The sequence below is a fragment of the Azotobacter beijerinckii genome (genome assembly GCF_900110885.1).
In the GTDB taxonomy this organism is placed as follows: domain Bacteria; phylum Pseudomonadota; class Gammaproteobacteria; order Pseudomonadales; family Pseudomonadaceae; genus Azotobacter; species Azotobacter beijerinckii.
In genome coordinates this window covers 17,705-33,504 of record NZ_FOFJ01000002.1, presented here as the reverse complement: position 1 = coordinate 33,504, position 15,800 = coordinate 17,705, and the positions used below count along the sequence as shown (strand labels likewise).

The 15,800-nt window shown below is 65.7% G+C and carries 17 protein-coding genes; 7 read left to right on the top strand and 10 right to left on the bottom strand.

Annotated features, from left to right (window positions below):
• Positions 1 to 33 precede the first annotated feature (33 nt).
• Positions 34 to 786 carry a CHAD domain-containing protein gene (locus BMY22_RS01120; RefSeq protein ID WP_090618905.1) on the top strand — a complete coding sequence of 251 codons (753 nt, stop codon included), beginning with the start codon at positions 34 to 36 and terminating at the stop codon, positions 784 to 786.
• Between the two features lie 18 nt (positions 787 to 804).
• Here BMY22_RS01120 and BMY22_RS01115 read toward each other — a convergent pair whose 3' ends face one another.
• Together BMY22_RS01115 and BMY22_RS01110 are read right to left on the bottom strand one after the other, a co-directional pair.
• Positions 805 to 1,149, bottom strand: a complete 345-nt coding sequence (locus BMY22_RS01115; protein ID WP_090618903.1) for a hypothetical protein — start codon at positions 1,147 to 1,149, stop codon at positions 805 to 807.
• Between the two features lie 103 nt (positions 1,150 to 1,252).
• A complete protein-coding gene (locus tag BMY22_RS01110) occupies positions 1,253 to 2,065 on the bottom strand; it encodes a TatD family hydrolase (protein WP_090618902.1) in 813 nt (270 codons plus the stop codon).
• 221 nt (positions 2,066 to 2,286) lie between these two features.
• Between BMY22_RS01110 and BMY22_RS01105 the strand changes: the two genes are divergently transcribed.
• Positions 2,287 to 3,723, top strand: a complete 1,437-nt coding sequence (locus BMY22_RS01105; RefSeq protein WP_090618900.1) for an MltF family protein — start codon at positions 2,287 to 2,289, stop codon at positions 3,721 to 3,723.
• An 11-nt stretch (positions 3,724 to 3,734) separates the two neighbouring features.
• On the opposite strand, the gene thpR is transcribed toward BMY22_RS01105, so the two are convergent.
• Genes thpR through BMY22_RS01085 form a run of 4 tightly spaced genes read right to left on the bottom strand, consistent with a single transcriptional unit; the run spans position 3,735 to position 8,020 of the window.
• Positions 3,735 to 4,262 carry an RNA 2',3'-cyclic phosphodiesterase gene (gene thpR, locus BMY22_RS01100; protein WP_090618898.1) on the bottom strand — a complete coding sequence of 176 codons (528 nt, stop codon included), beginning with the start codon at positions 4,260 to 4,262 and terminating at the stop codon, positions 3,735 to 3,737.
• 23 nt (positions 4,263 to 4,285) lie between these two features.
• Positions 4,286 to 4,783 carry a transcription elongation factor GreB gene (gene greB / locus BMY22_RS01095; RefSeq protein WP_090618897.1) on the bottom strand — a complete coding sequence of 166 codons (498 nt, stop codon included), beginning with the start codon at positions 4,781 to 4,783 and terminating at the stop codon, positions 4,286 to 4,288.
• Positions 4,784 to 4,834: 51 nt separating this feature from the next.
• Entirely contained in the window at positions 4,835 to 7,336 is a 2,502-nt protein-coding gene (locus BMY22_RS01090) for an ABC transporter permease (RefSeq protein ID WP_090618895.1), read from the bottom strand.
• Positions 7,337 to 8,020, bottom strand: coding sequence for an ABC transporter ATP-binding protein (locus tag BMY22_RS01085; protein ID WP_090618894.1), 684 nt, complete (start codon positions 8,018 to 8,020; stop codon positions 7,337 to 7,339).
• Positions 8,021 to 8,030: 10 nt separating this feature from the next.
• On the opposite strand from BMY22_RS01085, the gene BMY22_RS01080 reads away from it, so the two are divergent.
• The 3 genes from BMY22_RS01080 to BMY22_RS01070 all read left to right on the top strand — a co-directional run bounded on the left by BMY22_RS01080 (position 8,031) and on the right by BMY22_RS01070 (position 10,037).
• Entirely contained in the window at positions 8,031 to 8,636 is a 606-nt protein-coding gene (locus tag BMY22_RS01080; protein WP_167363678.1) for an arylesterase, read from the top strand.
• A gap of 88 nt (positions 8,637 to 8,724) precedes the next feature.
• On the top strand, positions 8,725 to 9,018 hold the full coding sequence (locus BMY22_RS01075; protein ID WP_090618892.1) for a hypothetical protein: 294 nt from the start codon (positions 8,725 to 8,727) through the stop codon (positions 9,016 to 9,018).
• 62 nt (positions 9,019 to 9,080) lie between these two features.
• Positions 9,081 to 10,037, top strand: a complete 957-nt coding sequence (locus tag BMY22_RS01070) for a L,D-transpeptidase family protein (RefSeq protein WP_090618891.1) — start codon at positions 9,081 to 9,083, stop codon at positions 10,035 to 10,037.
• A gap of 113 nt (positions 10,038 to 10,150) precedes the next feature.
• On the opposite strand, the gene BMY22_RS01065 is transcribed toward BMY22_RS01070, so the two are convergent.
• Positions 10,151 to 10,402 (bottom strand): Lpp/OprI family alanine-zipper lipoprotein, encoded by a 252-nt coding sequence (locus tag BMY22_RS01065; protein ID WP_090618889.1) that lies wholly within the window; start codon positions 10,400 to 10,402, stop codon positions 10,151 to 10,153.
• A 468-nt stretch (positions 10,403 to 10,870) separates the two neighbouring features.
• Here BMY22_RS01065 and BMY22_RS01060 point away from each other — a divergent pair, with 468 nt between their 5' ends.
• Entirely contained in the window at positions 10,871 to 11,143 is a 273-nt protein-coding gene (locus tag BMY22_RS01060; RefSeq protein WP_090618888.1) for a GNAT family N-acetyltransferase, read from the top strand.
• 62 nt (positions 11,144 to 11,205) lie between these two features.
• Here BMY22_RS01060 and BMY22_RS01055 read toward each other — a convergent pair whose 3' ends face one another.
• Complete coding sequence (locus BMY22_RS01055; RefSeq protein WP_090618886.1) at positions 11,206 to 12,282, bottom strand: 3-deoxy-7-phosphoheptulonate synthase; 1,077 nt, start codon at positions 12,280 to 12,282, stop codon at positions 11,206 to 11,208.
• A 276-nt stretch (positions 12,283 to 12,558) separates the two neighbouring features.
• On the opposite strand from BMY22_RS01055, the gene cysB reads away from it, so the two are divergent.
• Positions 12,559 to 13,533 carry an HTH-type transcriptional regulator CysB gene (gene cysB / locus BMY22_RS01050; protein ID WP_090618885.1) on the top strand — a complete coding sequence of 325 codons (975 nt, stop codon included), beginning with the start codon at positions 12,559 to 12,561 and terminating at the stop codon, positions 13,531 to 13,533.
• Positions 13,534 to 13,554: 21 nt separating this feature from the next.
• Here cysB and BMY22_RS01045 read toward each other — a convergent pair whose 3' ends face one another.
• Positions 13,555 to 14,289: a phosphoadenylyl-sulfate reductase gene (locus tag BMY22_RS01045; protein WP_090618883.1), complete on the bottom strand. Its 735-nt coding sequence runs from the start codon at positions 14,287 to 14,289 to the stop codon at positions 13,555 to 13,557.
• Between the two features lie 126 nt (positions 14,290 to 14,415).
• On the bottom strand, positions 14,416 to 15,750 hold the full coding sequence (gene pabB / locus BMY22_RS01040) for an aminodeoxychorismate synthase component I (RefSeq protein WP_090618882.1): 1,335 nt from the start codon (positions 15,748 to 15,750) through the stop codon (positions 14,416 to 14,418).
• Positions 15,751 to 15,800: the final 50 nt, after the last annotated feature.

Sequence of the window (15,800 nt, the reverse complement as noted above, 5' to 3'; positions counted from 1 at the left end):
ATCCCGGGGCGCCTGTTTCGAGGGAGGTGATGGATGATCGCCGATCGGTTGCAGGAGCGGGTTATGCGACTGGACGTTGCGCTGCAGGCCTGTGCCACCCGCCTGGCCGCCCGCAGCGATGGCGAGGCGTTGCACGATCTGCGCGTCGCCTTGCGCCGGCTGCGCAGTCTGCTGCGCCCGTTGCGCGGTTTGCCCGGCGTCGATCCCCTGGATGAGGCGGCCGCAGCAGTGGGGCGCCTGAGCACGCCGCTGCGCGACGACGAGGTGCTGCTGCAGGAGCTGGAGTCCGTCCGGCCCGACCGGATCGGCTCGCGCCGGGAGCAGCTGGAGGTCGGGCGCGACGGCTTGCTGGCCAGCCCCGAGTGGCGGCAGTTGTGCGGCACCCTGACCCTTTGGCCGTCGCTCTGGCGCCAGGCCGGGCGCGACGGGGCCCTGCGCGGGCTGGCCAGGCGCATTCTCAAGCGTCAGGCGCGCCAAGGCCGGCGTCTGGGCGAAGCGCTGCGCGATCCGACCCACGACCGCCACCGGCTGCGGCTGCTGATCAAGCGGGTGCGCTACGGCGCCGAGGCCTATCCCGATCTGGTCGACTTTTCCGGCGCCGAGCCGGAGCTGCTGAAGGCCGCGCAGTCGGCACTCGGCGACTGGCACGACCGCTTGCAGTGGCTGTCGCGGGCGGAGCGGGAGGCCGATCTGCAGCCCTTGGTCGACCGCTGGCGCGAGGAGCTGGATTCGACCGCGCAACAGGCCGATCAGGTGTTGCTGACCCTGGGCGAATATTTCGGCTGAGGGGGCTCGCTGCCCGGCTCAGTTACGCCGACAGGCCTTCCAGGCCCGCCGCCAGGCGCCGCTCAGGACGAACCAGGGGAAGGTCAGGAACTGCTCGACCAACAGATGGGACAGGGAGTTCTCCGGATGGCGGGGGTCGGAGCCCGTCTCGAACCGGTGGCCCTGGGCGAGCAGGGCGAGGGCGGCGGACAGGCCGAGTCCGCCGAGTATCAGCGCCAGCAGGTTCAGGCTCAGCAGCGCGCTTGCCAGCACCAGGCACGCCACGACGAACAGCGGCAGGGCCAGCATGTGCAGGGCCAGGTTGGTCCGGTTGTGGTGGCAGTCTTCGTAGTGGTGGAAATATTCCGTTGTGCGCTTACCCATGTCCCTCATCCTCCAGGCGATGAGGGAAAGTCTAGGTTCCTGGCCGGCATTTCGCCCGGGACTGGACGAGCGGAGCAGGCCCGCAGCGTCCTTGTCCTTCCGTTCAGCGGTCGGCGAGTTCCGGCAGCGCGAAGAAGCGCCGGGCGCAGGCCGTGCTGTGTTCGGCCAGCGCTTCTTCGGATTCGTTGCGATGGCGGGCGACCTCGCGCAGCACTTCGGGCAGGAAGGCCGGTTCGTTGTGCCCGCTTTTGGGTTTGGGGCGCAGGGTCCGCGGCAGCAGGTAGGGGGCGTCGCTTTCCAGCATCAGCCGGCCGGCGGGGATTTCCCGCACCAGCGGGTGCAGGTGGGTGCCGCGGCGCTCGTCGCAGATCCAGCCGGTGATGCCGATGTGCAGGTCCAGGTCGAGATAGGCGAAGAGGGCCTGTTTGTCGCCGGTGAAGCAGTGCACCACGGCCGCCGCCAGGCTGTCACGGTAGTGGCGCAGCATCTCGACCAGGCGCTGGCTGGCATCGCGCTCATGGAGGAACACCGGCTTGCCGAGCTCGACGGCCAGCGCCAGCTGCTCTTCCAGGGTCTTTTCCTGTCGTGGCCGCGGGCACAGGTCGCGGTTGAAGTCCAGGCCGCACTCGCCGACGGCGCGAATTCGCTCTTCCTTCAGCAGCTCGCGCAGCTGGCGGGCGCTGTCGGGCGTCCACTCGCCGGCATCGTGGGGATGGACGCCGGCGGTGGCGAACAGGCGCTCGCCAGCCTCGTCCAGTTGCCGGCAGAGCGCCAGGGCCTGTTCGCTGTCCGCCACGCTGGTGCCGGTCAGCACCAGCTGGCAGACCCCGGTCTGGTAGGCCCGGACCAGCAGGGCTTCGCGGTCGTGGTCGAAGCTGGAATGGGTCAGGTTGACGCCGATGTCGACGAGTTGCATGGCAATACCTCGAAAATGAACGCGGGGAGCATAGCAGAGCCTATTCGATGAAATTAAAAGGTTTGGCAAATCAGTAGCTTGACGGCCAGCGGACGAACCGGTCTGGCCTTGGGCGGCATGCTGTGAGAGTCTTGGCGGTTCATGCCCTGGGGAACTTGCTCCAGATACGGGAGTTCTTACTGCGTTCATTTGTTCGCCAAATGCTGCTTTCTGGAGGCCGGATGCCAATAACAACAAGAAGAAGATTGCTCCTGTTGGTCTGCCTGCTGAGCCTGTTGCCACTTCCGGCGGCAGCGCGTCTGGCCGGGCCGCCGGAGGCCTGGCAACGGCCGGGAGAGGCCCGCGACCTACCACAGGTGCGCAGCAGCGGCGTGCTGCGGGTGCTGGTGAATCAGAGCCGGAACAGCTCGGGCGAGGTGAATGGACAGCCCATCGGCGTCGAATACCTGCGCCTGCGTGCCTTCGAGCACTACCTCAACCGCATCGCCAAGGACGGTCGCAGCCTCCGTCTGGAGATCATTCCCAAGGCCAAGGACCAGTTGATCGCCGCCCTGCAGCGTGGCGAGGGCGATCTGGTCGCCCCCGGCGAGCTGCTTCATCTGCGCGGTCACGGCGATGTCAGCCCCAGCGCGCCGATCATGAGCCAGGTGCCGCTGGTCCTGGTCGGCCGCCAGGGCGCGCGCCGCTACCGGCGGCTCGACCAGCTGGCCGGCAAGACCCTGGTGTTGCCGGCCGGCAGCGCCGTCGGCGATGCCGTGCACAAGGTCAACGAGCAACTGGCCGCGCGCAACCTGCGGCCGATCGTCATCGAGTGGGTCGATCCCAGCCTGGCGGTGGAGGATGTGTTGGAAATGGTGCAGGCCGGCATCTATTCCCTGACCGCGGTGGAGCTGCCGATCGCCCAGCGTTGGGCCAAGGTGCTGCCCCAGCTGCAGGTGGAGTCCGAGGTGGTCTTCTCCCGCGACGACGATCTGAGCTGGTTCGTTCGCCGCGATGCCGGCATGTTGCGCGCCAGCGTCGACCAGTTCCTCAAGGACTACCGCAGCCCGGCCGATCAGGATGCGGTCTTCCAGCGCGTCTACCGGCGTCTCTACAAGGTGCACAATCCCCTGGGCGGGAACGAACTCAGGCGCCTCGAGAGGGTTCGCCCGGTCCTGCAGCAGCATGCCGAGCGCAACGACCTCGACTGGCTGAACCTGGCAGCGGTCGCCTTCAAGGAGTCGAGCCTGAATCCGGCGGCGCGCGGTGCCGGCAGCGCCACCGGGCTGATGCAGGTCACCCCGACCGCCGCCCGCAGCGTCGGGGTGGGCAACATCCATCTGCTGGACAACAACGTCCAGGCCAGCGCCCGCTACCTGGCTTCGCTGCGCCGGAACTTCTTCTCCAGTCCGCGTTTCAACGAGCGCGAACGCATGGCCTTCACCCTGGCGGCGTACAACATCGGGCCGCAGCGGGTGCAGCAGCTGCAGGCCGAGGCGAGACGGCGCGGGCTGAACCCCGACCAGTGGTTCTTCCAGGTCGAACGCATCGCCGCCGAGCAGGTGGGCATGGGCGTGGTCAACTACGTGAACAGCGTGAACAAGTATTTCCTCGCCTTCCATCGCGAGCGCAATGCCCTGGAATCGCAACCGCGGGTCGCCAGTCGCGACGACGAGTGACGGCCCGCCCCTCAGTCCGGCACGGGGAGCGGCCAATGGAACAGGGGGCGATAGACGCCGCCCTGTTCGTCGTTCGTCGAATGGAAGAGCACGAAGCGCTCGGCCGTCCAGGCGAACTCCGGAAGGCTGTCGAGGACCGGATGCGTCCGGCACTGCCGAGCCAGGGTGAGATGCGGCCAGAAAGCGCGCTCCTCAAGGGGGTAGCCGGCGGCACGCAGACTGTCGTGCAGCTCGCCGGCCAGCTGCATCAGCGCTTCCGGCGGCTGGCTGGAGCCCAGGGAGACGAGGCCATGTCGGCCGACTTCCAGACGGTCGAGCTTCAGCTCGAAGCCCTTTCCCCGTATCTGGCCGGCCAGCCATTGCAGTTCGTCCAGGCGCTCGACGGGCTGGCTGCCGAGAAACACCAGGGTCAGGTGCAGGTTGCGCTTGTCGACGGGGCGGCCGCCGAGCGTCAGTCCGTTGCGCCAGACGTCGATCGCCGCCGCCTGCCGGTGCGGCAGGGGCAGGCCGAAGAACAGGCGCAGGCTCTTGATGCTCATGACACTCCCTCATTGTCGTCGGCTCAAGGGTAGTCGATCGCGACCAGGTACCAGGTCTTCTCCCCGGTGGGCGTCGGCACCCGGACTTCGGCATCCAGCGCCTTGCCGACCAGTGCGCGGGCGAGGGGCGCGTCGATGCTGATCAGGCTCTGTTTCAGGTCCAGTTCGTCGGGGCCGACGATGCGGTAGCGCGCCTGTCCGCCGTCTTCGTCCTCCAGGGTGACCCAGGCGCCGAAGTAGACCTTGTTCGGGTCGGCGGGACGCTCGCCGATCACCTTGAGTTTCTCCAGCCGCTTGGTGAGAAAGCGCACGCGGCTGTCGATTTCCCGCAGCATCTTCTTGCCGTAGGTGTACTCGGCGTTCTCCGAGCGGTCGCCCTGGGCGGCGGCCTCGCTGACTGCCTGGGTCACCTGTGGGCGGCGTACATGCCAGAGTTCGTGCAGTTCGGCGCGCAGGCGCGCTTCTCCTTCGGGGGTGATCAGGGGCGTTCCGGCAGATCGGGGCGGTCGATAACGGCTCATGGTCTTCGCGATGTCGAAAGGGGCTGAAGATAGCAAAACCCGCTCGCGGGCTCAGCCTTCCCGCAGTACCTGCAGCGGGCTGGCGTTGAGGGCGCGGCGGGTGCCCAGCAGGCCGGCGCCGCTCACCAGCAGCGCGCCGAGTGCCGGCAGCAGCAGGAGCCAGGGATGGAGATGCCACGGCAGGTCGAAGGCAAAGCGGTAGAGCAGAGCGCTGACCAGCTCGCAGCCCAGCGCAGCGAGCAGGCCGCTGACTGCTCCCAGCAGGGCGAACTCCAGACGTCTGGCCTGGACTAGCAGGCGCCGCTCGGCGCCCAGGGCGCGCAGCAGGGCGCCTTGGCGGAGGCGTTCGTCGAGGGTGGCCTGCAGCCCGGCGAAGAGTACGCAGAGGCCGGCGGCGAGGACGAACAGCAGCACGTATTCCACCGCCAGGGTGACCTGGGCGAGGATGCCGCGCAGCTGGGCCAGCAGGGCCTCGACCTGGAGCAGGGTCACTGCGGGGAAGCTGCGCGCCAGGCGGACCACGTCGGCATCGTGGCCGGGCGGCAGGTAGAAGCTGGTCAGGTAGGTGGTCGGCAGGTCCTGCAGGGTGCCGGGCTGGAAGATCATGTAGAAGTTCGGCTGGAAGCTGTCCCAGTGCACTTCGCGCAGACTGCTGACCCGCGTATCGCGGGTCAGGCCGCCGACGCTGAAGGTGAGGCGGTCGCCGAGCTTGAGGCCGAGGCTCTTGGCCAGTTCGGCCTCGACCGATACGCCGGGCAGGTCGCCGCTGCCGACCTCGTCCCACCACTGGCCGGCGCTCAGGCGATTGTCGGCGGGCAGTTGTTCGGTCCAGGTCAGGTTGAGGTCGCGCTGGGTGGCGCGCTCGCCGCGGGAGTCCTTGCTGACGATCTGCTTGACCGGCTCGCCGTTGATGGCGGTCAGGCGTCCTGCCACCACCGGGTAGAGGGGCGCGTTCTGCAGGGCGATGCGCGCCACTTCCGCCATGAAGCGCTCCTTTTCCGCCGGCAGGACGTTCAGGGCGAAATGATTGGGTGCCTGCTCCGGAAGCTGGTTTTGCCAGGTATCCAGCAGTTCGCCGCGCAACAGGGCGACCAGTGCCATGGCCAGCAGGATCAGGCCGAAGGCCAGGGCCTGTCCGGCGGCGGCGAGGGGATGGCGCAGCAGCTGGCCGATTCCCAGCCGCCAGGCCAGCGGTGCCGCGGCGAGCAGACGGCGTAGCGTGCGCAGACCGAGCAGGAGCAGGGCGCCGAGGGCGAATGCGGCGAGCAGGCCGCCGCCGAGCAGGGCCAGAGTGAGTTTCAGGTCCAGGCTCAGTCGCCACATGATCAGGCCGAGCGCCAGCAGGGCGGCGCCGTAGGTCAACCAGGCGCTGGGCGGTACCGGCAGCAGGTCGCGGCGCAGCACCCGCAGCGGCGGCACCCGGCCGAGCGCAGCGAGCGGCGGTAGGGCGAAGCCGGCCAGGGCGACCAGTCCGGTCGCGCTGCCGGCCAGCGCCGGCAGCAGGCCGGCGGCCGGGATCTGTGTCGGCAGCAGCCCTTGGAGCAGCCAGAACAGCACCTGTTGCGCCAACCAGCCCAGTGCGGCGCCGAGGCTGCAGGCGAGCAGGCCGAGCAGGCCGAGCTGCAGGCCATACAGGGCGAGGGTGGCGTGCCGCGACAGGCCGAGGCAACGCAGCAGGGCGCTGGCGTCGAGACGCCGGGCGGCGAAGCGTGCCGCCGACAGGGCCACGGCGACGCCGGCCAGCAGCACCGCGGCCAGGCTGGCGATATTCAGATAGCGTTCGCCGCGGCTCAGGGCGGCGCCGATCTGCCGGTTGCCGGCGCGGGCATCTTCCAGACGCTGGTCGGCGGCGAGCTGCGGCTCCACCTCTTGGCGATAGGTCCGCAGCGCTTCGGGGCTGCCACGCCACAGCTCGCGGTAGTGCACCCGGCTGCCGGGCTGCACCACGCCGGTGGCGGCCAGGTCGTCGAGATGGATCAGCACTTGCGGTGTCAGGCTGTAGAAGCTGCCGGCCCGGTCTGGCTCCTGAGTGAGGATGCGGGTCAGGCGCAGAGACTTCTCGCCGACCTCGATGCGGTCGCCGACCTTGAGGTTCAAGGCGACCAGCAGGCGTGCCTCGGCCCAGGCTTCGCCGGGCGAAGGACCCGGACCGCGGCTGTCCGGCTGGTAGAGGGCCGGTGCGCTCTTCAATTCTCCGCGCAGCGGATAGGCGCTGTCGGCGGCTTTGACGCTGGCCAACTGGATGCCTTCATCGGTGGCGATCACGCTGGAAAACTCGACCACGCCGGCATGTTCCAGTCCGAGTGCCTTGCCGGCTGCCAGTTGCTCCGGAGACGCCGGGGAGCTGCCGCTCAGGCGCAGATCGGCGCCGAGGAACTCGGTGGCGCGCAGCAGCAGGGTGGCGTTCAGGCGAGCGCTGAAATAGCCGATGGCGGTGGTCGCCATCACCGCCACCAGCAGGGCGAAGAACAACACCCGCAGTTCCCCGGCGCGGGCGTCGCGCAGCAACTGGCGGACGGCCAGGCCCAGCAGGCGGAAGAAGGGCAGCTCCATTCAGGGCTCCGAGGGAACGACCAAGTGGCCGGCTTCCAGGCGTATCGAGCGCTGGCAGCGTCGGGCCAGGCGCTCGTCGTGGGTGACCAGCACCAGCGTGGTGCCGCGCTCCTGGTTGAGGGCGAAGAGGAGGTCGCTGATCCGCTCGCCGGTCTGGCTGTCGAGGTTGCCGGTCGGTTCGTCGGCAAAGAGGATGTCCGGCTCGGCAGCGAAGGCGCGGGCGATGGCGACGCGTTGCTGCTCGCCGCCGGAGAGCTGCTTCGGATAATGGGTGAGGCGCCGGCCGAGTCCCACCCGCTCCAGCAGCTCGCGGGCACGCTCGCGGGCATCGGCACGGCCTTCCAGCTCGAGGGGGAGCATGACGTTCGCCAGGGCATCGAGGGTGTCGAGCAACTGGAACGACTGGAAGACGAAGCCGACGTGCTCGGCACGGAGTCGCGCCCGGCGGTCCTCGTCCAGGCCGGCGAGACTGTGGCCGGCCAGCACGACCTCGCCGCTGCTGGGCAGGTCGAGCCCGGCAAGGAGCCCGAGCAGGGTCGACTTGCCGGAGCCGGAGCTGCCGACGATGGCCAGGCTGGCGCCGTGCGGGAGGTCGAGGTCGAGCCCGTGGAGGATGGTCAGCTCGCCTTCCGCACTGGAAACCACTTTGCTAAGGTTCTGCGCAACGAGAATGCTCGGGCTCATGGAGATTCCAATGCGTGGGTGGTTGCTGGGCGGTGCGCTGGCTTCGTTGCTCTGGGCACAAGGGGCGCTGGCGGGGACCGTGCTGGTCGTCGGCGATAGTATCAGCGCCGCTTTGGGCGTGGAAACCAGCCGGGGCTGGGTCGCCCTGCTGGAAAAGCGTCTTGCCGAGCACGGTCTGGCGCATCGCGTGGTGAATGCCTCGATCAGCGGCGACACCAGTGCCGGCGGGCTCGCGCGCCTCCCTGGGCTGCTCGCCAGCTACAGTCCGGAGCTGGTGATCATCGAGCTGGGTGGCAACGATGGCCTGCGCGGGCAGTCGCCACGGCAATTGCAACAGAATCTTGCGGCGATGATCGACCGGGCGTATTCCGGCGGAGCGCGGGTCGTGCTGCTCGGCATGCAGCTGCCGCCGAACTACGGGTCCCGCTACAACCAGGCCTTCAGCCAGGTCTATGCGACCCTGGCCGAGGAGAAGCAGGTACCGCTGGTGCCGTTCTTCCTCGACGGCGTGGGCGGCGTGCCGGGGATGATGCAGGCCGACGGCATCCACCCGACTGCGGAGGCCCAGCCGAGGATGCTGGACAATCTCTGGCCGACCCTGGAGCCGCTGCTTTAACGGTGAAAGTCTCTCGCGAAAGGGACTTTTCGGGCTTTTCCGCGCGGGCCCTTTCGGCTAATGTTGCGCCCCCCTTCTGGAGCCCCCCATGCCGCGTCCCGTCTGGTCCTTGCATGCCTATTACCTGATCGAACCGGATGAGCAACTCGATCTGTTCGCCTGCCGCGAGGTGCGTCTGCATCTGGTCGGCCGCCAGCTGGAGCTGGGCGGCCAGATCGATCGGACCCTGTGCGGCGGATTGCTGCCTGCACAGCCGCGTTGGCACGGACTTACCAAGCCGCTGCTGCGCGATAAGCGGTTATGTCCGGCCTGCCGTGCCGCCCTGGAGGCGCAGCGCCGGGGCGATTGCCTGGGCTGGTCGATCCCCTGGGTTCTTGGCTAAACGGGCCGATGCTGTACAATCAAGAATTCTAACTTGGGCTAGCCATGCCAAGGACTGTCCTGATGTTTGTGCGTATTGCTGCTTCCCTGTCCCTCTCGGCGCTGCTGAGTGCTCCTCTGGCGGCTCTGGAGCTGCCGCTCCCTCCGCCGGGAGAGGATGTGGTCGGGCAGGTCAAGGTCGTCAAGGCGGAGTACGAGGATACCTTTGCCGATATCGGCCAGGCCAACGACATCGGCTACCTGGAAATGGTTGCGGCCAACCCGGGGGTGGACCCTTGGTTGCCGGGCGTCGGGACCGAGGTGCTCCTGCCGACGCGTTACATATTGCCGCCGGGGCCTCGGGAAGGGATCGTCATCAATCTGGCCGAGTACCGCATGTACTATTTTCCCAAGGACCAGAATGTGGTGCATACCTATCCTCTGGGGATCGGGCGTGAGGGCTGGGGTTCTCCCATCACCGAAACCCGCATCACCGGCAAGGTCAAGGATCCGGCCTGGTATCCGCCGAAGTCGATCCGCGAGGAGCATGCTGCCGACGGCGATCCGCTGCCGACCGTGGTTCCGGCCGGGCCGGACAACCCGTTGGGTCCCTTCAAGTTCACCCTGGGCTTGTCCGGCTATCTGATCCATGGCTCGAACAAGAAGTTCGGCATCGGCATGCGGGTCAGTCATGGCTGTTTCCGCATGCTGAACCACAATGTGCTGGAACTGGCGAGCATGGTGCCGGTGGGTACCAAGGTGCGCATCATCAACGAGCCGTACAAGTTCGGTATCTCGGGTGGCAAGGTTTACCTCGAGGCCCACGCTCCGCTGGAAGACGAGTCTGCGAAGACTTCCGTGGTGGACAAGCATGCGGCGCTGGTCGACGAGTTGCTCAAGCGCAACGACTTGCTGGGTCAGCGGCGACTGGATTGGGAAGTTGTTCGAGAGGTTGTGGCGGCGGAAGATGGCTTGCCGGTTGAAATATCCGGCCCGGACTCCGGGCTGGCGGCCAGTAGTCCTGACGCAGCGGATATGTGAGAGCTGTTCGCGGGCGCTGCAAGTTGTCAGTGCCTCGTCGATCTTGCTCTATGTCTTCAAATAAAAAAGCCGACCCCACAAGTGGGTCGGCTTTTTTGTTTCCAGGGAAACAGTTACTTGCGGCTGGCTTTTTCCAGCATGCGCAGGGCACGCTCGTTGGCTTCGTCAGCGGTTTGCTGGGCGCGCTGAGCGGCCGACAGGGCTTCGTCAGCTTTGCGATAGGCTTCGTCGGCACGAGCCTGGGCGCGAGCGGCGGCATCTTCGGTGGCGGTGATGCGGGCTTCGGTTTCTTTGGAGGCGCTGCTGCAACCTGCGGCCAGCAGGGCGGCCAGGGTCAGGGCGGAAATTTTCAGAGCGTTGTTCATCGTGTTCCCCTTTTGAGGTGGCTTTCATCTTAAAAAGCAATTTCCCATGCGAGGGAAATTCGCCGAGCAACATAGTACCTATAACTTCTAGTAAGTAAACTGAGCATGCGCAAGACCGCTATGTTTTTTTTATGCGGATTCGAAAGTTTCACGAATTTGTCTAAATTTTATCCAAAATTGTGCATGTGAAGGCCCTATCAAGGTTTGGGAGAGCTTGTAGAGTTAGTCTTGGACGATCGTTCTATTGATCTTCTTCGTGCATGACTCCGTGCTCGATTGCCGAGCGCCCGGAAAAGTGCTTGCGCTTCATCCGATTGGCAGGCGGTTCTTCCCGAAGCGTGCTACACCGAAAGCGAAACAGCAGTTGCGCTATTCGAGCGAAACAGGAGGAGAGGGTATTTCTTGGTCGGAGAAAGAGCGATAAGGTACGAAGCGTTCAAAAAAAGACAAGACTCAAGGGGAGACGGAATGAGCGAGGCGTTGTCCATTCACCATGACCAAGCCGGGCATCAGTTCGAGGCTATCGTAGATGGGCATCGCGCCTATCTGGCCTATATGGACTTGGGTAAGAATACCTTGGATATCTACCGCACCTATGTCCCCACTTCCTTGCGCGGCCGTGGTATCGCGGCCGCCTTGGCAGCCGAAGCGCTCGATTATGCCAGGCGGATGGGTTACACGGTGATTCCATCCTGTTCGTACGTCGAGCGCTACATGGAGCGTCAGCAGTATCGGCCCTGATTAAAAGGGGTCGCCACGAACGAAAAACGCCGGGTGATCCCCGGCGTCGCTATTTCTGGCGATCAGTGGCGCTTTCGTTTCGGCAGGACGTCCTTGAGTTTGGTGTGCATGTCGCGAACGGCCTTGACCGTGGTGTCCCAGTCGATGCAGGCGTCGGTGACGGAGATCCCGTACTTGAGGTCGTCCAGATTCGCGGGGATCGACTGGCTGCCCCAGCCCAGATTGCTTTCCACCATCAGGCCGATGATGGACGAGTTGCCTTCGAGGATCTGGTTGGCGACGTTGGCCATGACCAGTGGCTGCAGGGCCGGATCCTTGTTCGAGTTGGCGTGGCTGCAATCCACCATGATGTTCGGCAGGATGCCGGCCTTGTTCAGTTCCTGCTCGCAGATGGCGACGCTGACCGAATCGTAGTTGGGCTTGCCATTGCCGCCACGCAGAACGACGTGCCCGTAGGCGTTGCCCTTGGTGGCGACGATTGAGACGCTGCCCTGTTGGTTGATGCCGAGGAAGCGATGGGGTCTGGACACCGACTGCAGCGCGTTGATCGACACGGTCAGGCTGCCATCCGTGCCGTTCTTGAAGCCGACGACAGACGACAGGCCGGAGGCCAGTTCGCGGTGGGTCTGGGACTCCGTGGTGCGGGCACCGATGGCCGACCAACTGAACAGATCCTGCAGGTACTGCGGGGAAATCGGATCCAGGGCCTCGCCGGCGGTCGGCAGTCCCGTCTCGGCGATGTCGAGCAGCAGCTGGCGAGCGATGTGCAGCCCCTCCTGGATCTTGAAGGTGTCGTCCAGGTAAGGGTCGTTGATCAGACCTTTCCAGCCGACGGTGGTGCGGGGTTTCTCGAAGTAGACGCGCATCACTAGGAACAGGGTGTCGGAGACCTCCGCGGAGAGGCCCTTCAGGCGCTCCGCGTATTCCTGTGCCGCCTTGACGTCATGGATGGAGCACGGTCCGACGACCACGAACAGGCGATGATCCTTGCCGTCGAGAATGTTGCGGATGACTTCGCGACCGTGGGAGACGGTGTGCATGGCGGCGGCGCTCAGGGGAATTTCGGTCTTGAGCTGCTCGGGGGTGATCAGGGGGTCGTTGGAGACAATGTTGATGTCATTGATCGGTAAATCGGCCATCGGGTTACTCGTCAGGTCACGGTGCCAGCCGCCAGCATCCCCACGCGACGGGACACGGCTGGTGAGGCAATGGGGGAAGGGAGAACCTTAACGCGTTATGCGCGGCGTCGACAATGGGCTTTCGGAGAATGCTGCGCTTGGCGGTGATTGGCCAGTTGGGGGCAGGAATGCGATTGAGGTGACGAATCGTCTGGCTTTATCCAGTAAACTATCAATAATGGTTATAAGAATGCTGTCATTTTGCGGGCGTTCGTTATCTTGGGTTGAGGGACAGCCATGAAGCTTCAGCAACTGCGTTACATCTGGGAAGTTGCGCACCACGATCTCAACGTATCGGCCACCGCCCAGAGCCTCTATACGTCACAGCCCGGCATCAGCAAGCAGATCCGTCTCCTGGAGGACGAGTTGGGGGTGGAGGTTTTCGCGCGCAGCGGCAAGCACCTGACGCGGGTGACACCGGCTGGCGAACGGATCATCATCACTGCCGGGGAAATCCTGCGCAAGGTGGAAAGCATCAAGCAGATCGCCCAGGAGTTCTCCAACGAGAAGAAGGGCACCCTGTCCATTGCGACGACCCATACGCAGGCGCGCTATGCCTTGCCGCCGGTGATCAGTGCCTTCATCCGGCAGTACCCGGAGGTTTCCCTGCACATGCACCAGGGGACGCCGACACAGATCGCCGAGATGGCGGCCGACGGAACCGTCGACTTCGCCATTGCCACCGAAGGGCTGGAGCTGTTCAGCGACCTGATCATGATGCCCTGCTACCGCTGGAACCGTTGCGTGGTGGTACCCCAAGGGCACCCGCTGAGCAAGTTGCCCAAGCTGACGCTGGAGGCGGTGGCCGAGTATCCGATCGTCACCTATGTATTCGGCTTCACCGGGCGTTCCAAGCTGGACGAGGCCTTCCTCAAGCGCGGCCTGACCCCCAAGGTGGTGTTCACCGCCGCCGATGCCGACGTCATCAAGACCTATGTGCGGCTCGGTCTTGGCGTGGGCATCGTGGCTCGCATGGCGCTGGACGAGAAGCTCGACGACGATCTGGTCGTTCTCGATGCCAGCGAGCTCTTCGAGTCCAGCGTGACCAAGATCGGTTTTCGCCGCGGCACTTTCCTGCGCGGGTTCATGTGCGACTTCATCGAGAGGTTCGCCCCCCACCTCACCCGCACCGTCCTGAGCAAGGCCATGCAGTGCCACAACAAGGCCGAGCTGGACGCGCTGTTCGAGGGGGTCGAACTACCGGTGTACTGACGGGGCGAGCCGCCGGGCGGATCAGTCCTTGTCGGCCAGGTTTCCGGCGTGCAGCCCGCACTCCTTGTGAGTGGCTTCCTCCCACCACCAGCGTCCCTCGCGCTCATGCTGGTTGGGCAGTACCGGGCGGGTGCAGGGCTCGCAGCCGATGCTGATGTAGCCCCGCTCATGCAGGGGGTTATAGGGGATCTCCAGCATGCGGATGTAGCCCCAGACCTCCTCGCTGCTCATCTGCGCCAGCGGGTTGAACTTGTACAGCGGCCTGTCCGGCGAGGAGAAGGCGCCATCCACCTCGAACGCGGCCACCTGGCTGCGAGTCCCGGGACTCTGGTCGCGGCGCTGGCCAGTGGCCCAGGCGCGGACGGTGGCCAGTTTACGCCGGAGCGGTTCGATCTTGCGGATGCCGCAGCATTCGCCGTGACCGTCCTTGTAGAAGCTGAACAGCCCCTTTTCCCTGACCAGGGGCTCGAGCAGGCGGGCATCGGGCGAGAGCACCTCGATGGCGATGCCGTAGTGCTCGCGCACCTGCTCGATGAAGCGGTAGGTCTCGGGGTGCAGGCGGCCGGTGTCCAGGCTGAAGACCCTGACGTTCTTGTTGATCTTCCAGGCCATGTCGACCAGCACGACGTCCTCGGCGCCACTGAAGGAGATCCACAGTTCCTCGCCGAAGCGATCGAGGGCGATCTGCAGAATTTCCTGAGGCGATTTGCCGGCGCAGGCGGCGGCCAGTTCGGCGGTATTCACGGCTTGCTTCATCAGGCGGTTTTCCTAGTAGGTATCGATGAGCGGCTGGGGATGGTGCGTCGCAAATGCTAGCAAAGGGGTAGTTTCTCCCCTAAATGCGCGATCGCCAATGGTGAATTCTTTTTTTGTTATAAGCGGTTACAGGGCGCGCAGCGTTTCCAGGAGCGTCCGCACCTTGGTGATGGACTCCCGGTATTCTTCCTCCCAGTCCGAGTCGGCGACGATACCGCCGCCGCCCCAGCAACTGATGCGCCCATTCCGGGCCAGCAGGGTGCGGATGGCGATCGAGCTGTCCAGTTCCCCGCGCACGTCCAGGTAGAACAGCGAGCCGCAGTAGATCGAGCGGCGCGTACCCTCCAGCTCGTCGATGATCTGCATGGCGCGGATCTTCGGTGCGCCGGTGATGGAGCCGCCCGGAAAGCTGCCGGCGATCAGCTCCAGGGCATCCTTTCCGGAAGCCAGTTCGCCGGTGACGGCGCTGACCAGATGGTGCACGTTCGGGTAACTCTCCAGGGCGAACAGCTCGGGGACGCGCACCGAGCCGGGTCGGCAGCTGCGGCTCAGGTCGTTGCGCAGCAGGTCGACGATCATCAGGTTCTCGGCGCGGTCCTTGGGGCTGTTCCGGAGTTCGTCGGCGAGCGTTCGATCCTCCGCGTCGTTGCGGCCGCGCGGGCGGGTGCCCTTGATCGGCCGACTTTCCACCTGACCGTGGGTGGTTCGCAGGAAGCGCTCCGGCGAAAGGCTGAGAATGGCGCCGCCGTCGGCCAGTGGCTGGTATCCGGCGAAGGGCGTCGGACAGGCCCGGCGCAGGGCTTGGTAGGCGGCCCAGGGGTCGCCCTGGAAGGGCGCCTGAAAGCGCTGGGCGAAGTTCACTTGATAGCAATCCCCGGCCTGGATGTAGGCGAGGATGCGCTCGATGGTCCGGCGGTAGTCGCCGGGGGGCAGGTCTGGCGCGAAATCCGCTTCAAGGTGGAACTCCGCGGCCTGGATTTTGGCCGGTGCGGAAAACAACTGCTTCAGGCGCTTGCATTCGGTGCTGTCCAGGCTGGGATGGAAGACCAGCCCGGTGGTTCTCGACTGGTGATCGCTGACCAGTGCCCAGGCATACAGGCCGATCTGGGCGTCGGGCAGCGCCAGATCGTCGTGGACGGCGTTGGGCAGGCGCTCCAGGCGCCGGGCGAAGTCGTAGGACAGGTAGCCCATGAGGCCGCCGGCGAAGGGGCTCTCGTGCGCTTGTGCGTAGCCCAGGCCGGCGGTCGCCTGGCGCAGGCGGCGGAAGAAGTCGCGGCCGCTCTCGCCGGGTTCCGGGCTGAATCGGGCCAGTGGCCAGGCGCTAAGCAGGTCGTAGCGTCCCCGCTGCGACGCTGGCTGGCCGCTGTCGAACAGCACGGCGCCGGGGGCCTGGCGGATCCTCTCGAAATAGACGGCTGGATCGGCGCTATAGGGGAGGGCGTGGGTACGGCAACTGGGCATGCGGGAGAGTCGGTTGTGGCGAGGCCTGATTGTAGCGCCGGATGCCAGTG

Excerpts from the sequence above, each read along its gene's own strand:
- BMY22_RS01055 (WP_090618886.1), bottom strand. The coding sequence starts at position 12,282 with ATGGCCGATTTACCGATCAATGACATCAACATTGTCTCCAACGACCCC.
- BMY22_RS01120 (WP_090618905.1), top strand. The coding sequence starts at position 34 with ATGATCGCCGATCGGTTGCAGGAGCGGGTTATGCGACTGGACGTTGCG.
- BMY22_RS01105 (WP_090618900.1), top strand. The coding sequence starts at position 2,287 with ATGCCAATAACAACAAGAAGAAGATTGCTCCTGTTGGTCTGCCTGCTG.
- cysB (WP_090618885.1), top strand. The coding sequence starts at position 12,559 with ATGAAGCTTCAGCAACTGCGTTACATCTGGGAAGTTGCGCACCACGAT.
- BMY22_RS01110 (WP_090618902.1), bottom strand. The coding sequence starts at position 2,065 with ATGCAACTCGTCGACATCGGCGTCAACCTGACCCATTCCAGCTTCGAC.
- pabB (WP_090618882.1), bottom strand. The coding sequence starts at position 15,750 with ATGCCCAGTTGCCGTACCCACGCCCTCCCCTATAGCGCCGATCCAGCC.
- BMY22_RS01115 (WP_090618903.1), bottom strand. The coding sequence starts at position 1,149 with ATGGGTAAGCGCACAACGGAATATTTCCACCACTACGAAGACTGCCAC.
- BMY22_RS01085 (WP_090618894.1), bottom strand. The coding sequence starts at position 8,020 with ATGAGCCCGAGCATTCTCGTTGCGCAGAACCTTAGCAAAGTGGTTTCC.
- BMY22_RS01045 (WP_090618883.1), bottom strand. The coding sequence starts at position 14,289 with ATGAAGCAAGCCGTGAATACCGCCGAACTGGCCGCCGCCTGCGCCGGC.
- BMY22_RS01080 (WP_167363678.1), top strand. The coding sequence starts at position 8,031 with ATGCGTGGGTGGTTGCTGGGCGGTGCGCTGGCTTCGTTGCTCTGGGCA.
- BMY22_RS01075 (WP_090618892.1), top strand. The coding sequence starts at position 8,725 with ATGCCGCGTCCCGTCTGGTCCTTGCATGCCTATTACCTGATCGAACCG.
- BMY22_RS01065 (WP_090618889.1), bottom strand. The coding sequence starts at position 10,402 with ATGAACAACGCTCTGAAAATTTCCGCCCTGACCCTGGCCGCCCTGCTG.
- BMY22_RS01090 (WP_090618895.1), bottom strand. The coding sequence starts at position 7,336 with ATGGAGCTGCCCTTCTTCCGCCTGCTGGGCCTGGCCGTCCGCCAGTTG.
- BMY22_RS01070 (WP_090618891.1), top strand. The coding sequence starts at position 9,081 with ATGTTTGTGCGTATTGCTGCTTCCCTGTCCCTCTCGGCGCTGCTGAGT.
- thpR (WP_090618898.1), bottom strand. The coding sequence starts at position 4,262 with ATGAGCATCAAGAGCCTGCGCCTGTTCTTCGGCCTGCCCCTGCCGCAC.
- BMY22_RS01060 (WP_090618888.1), top strand. The coding sequence starts at position 10,871 with ATGAGCGAGGCGTTGTCCATTCACCATGACCAAGCCGGGCATCAGTTC.
- greB (WP_090618897.1), bottom strand. The coding sequence starts at position 4,783 with ATGAGCCGTTATCGACCGCCCCGATCTGCCGGAACGCCCCTGATCACC.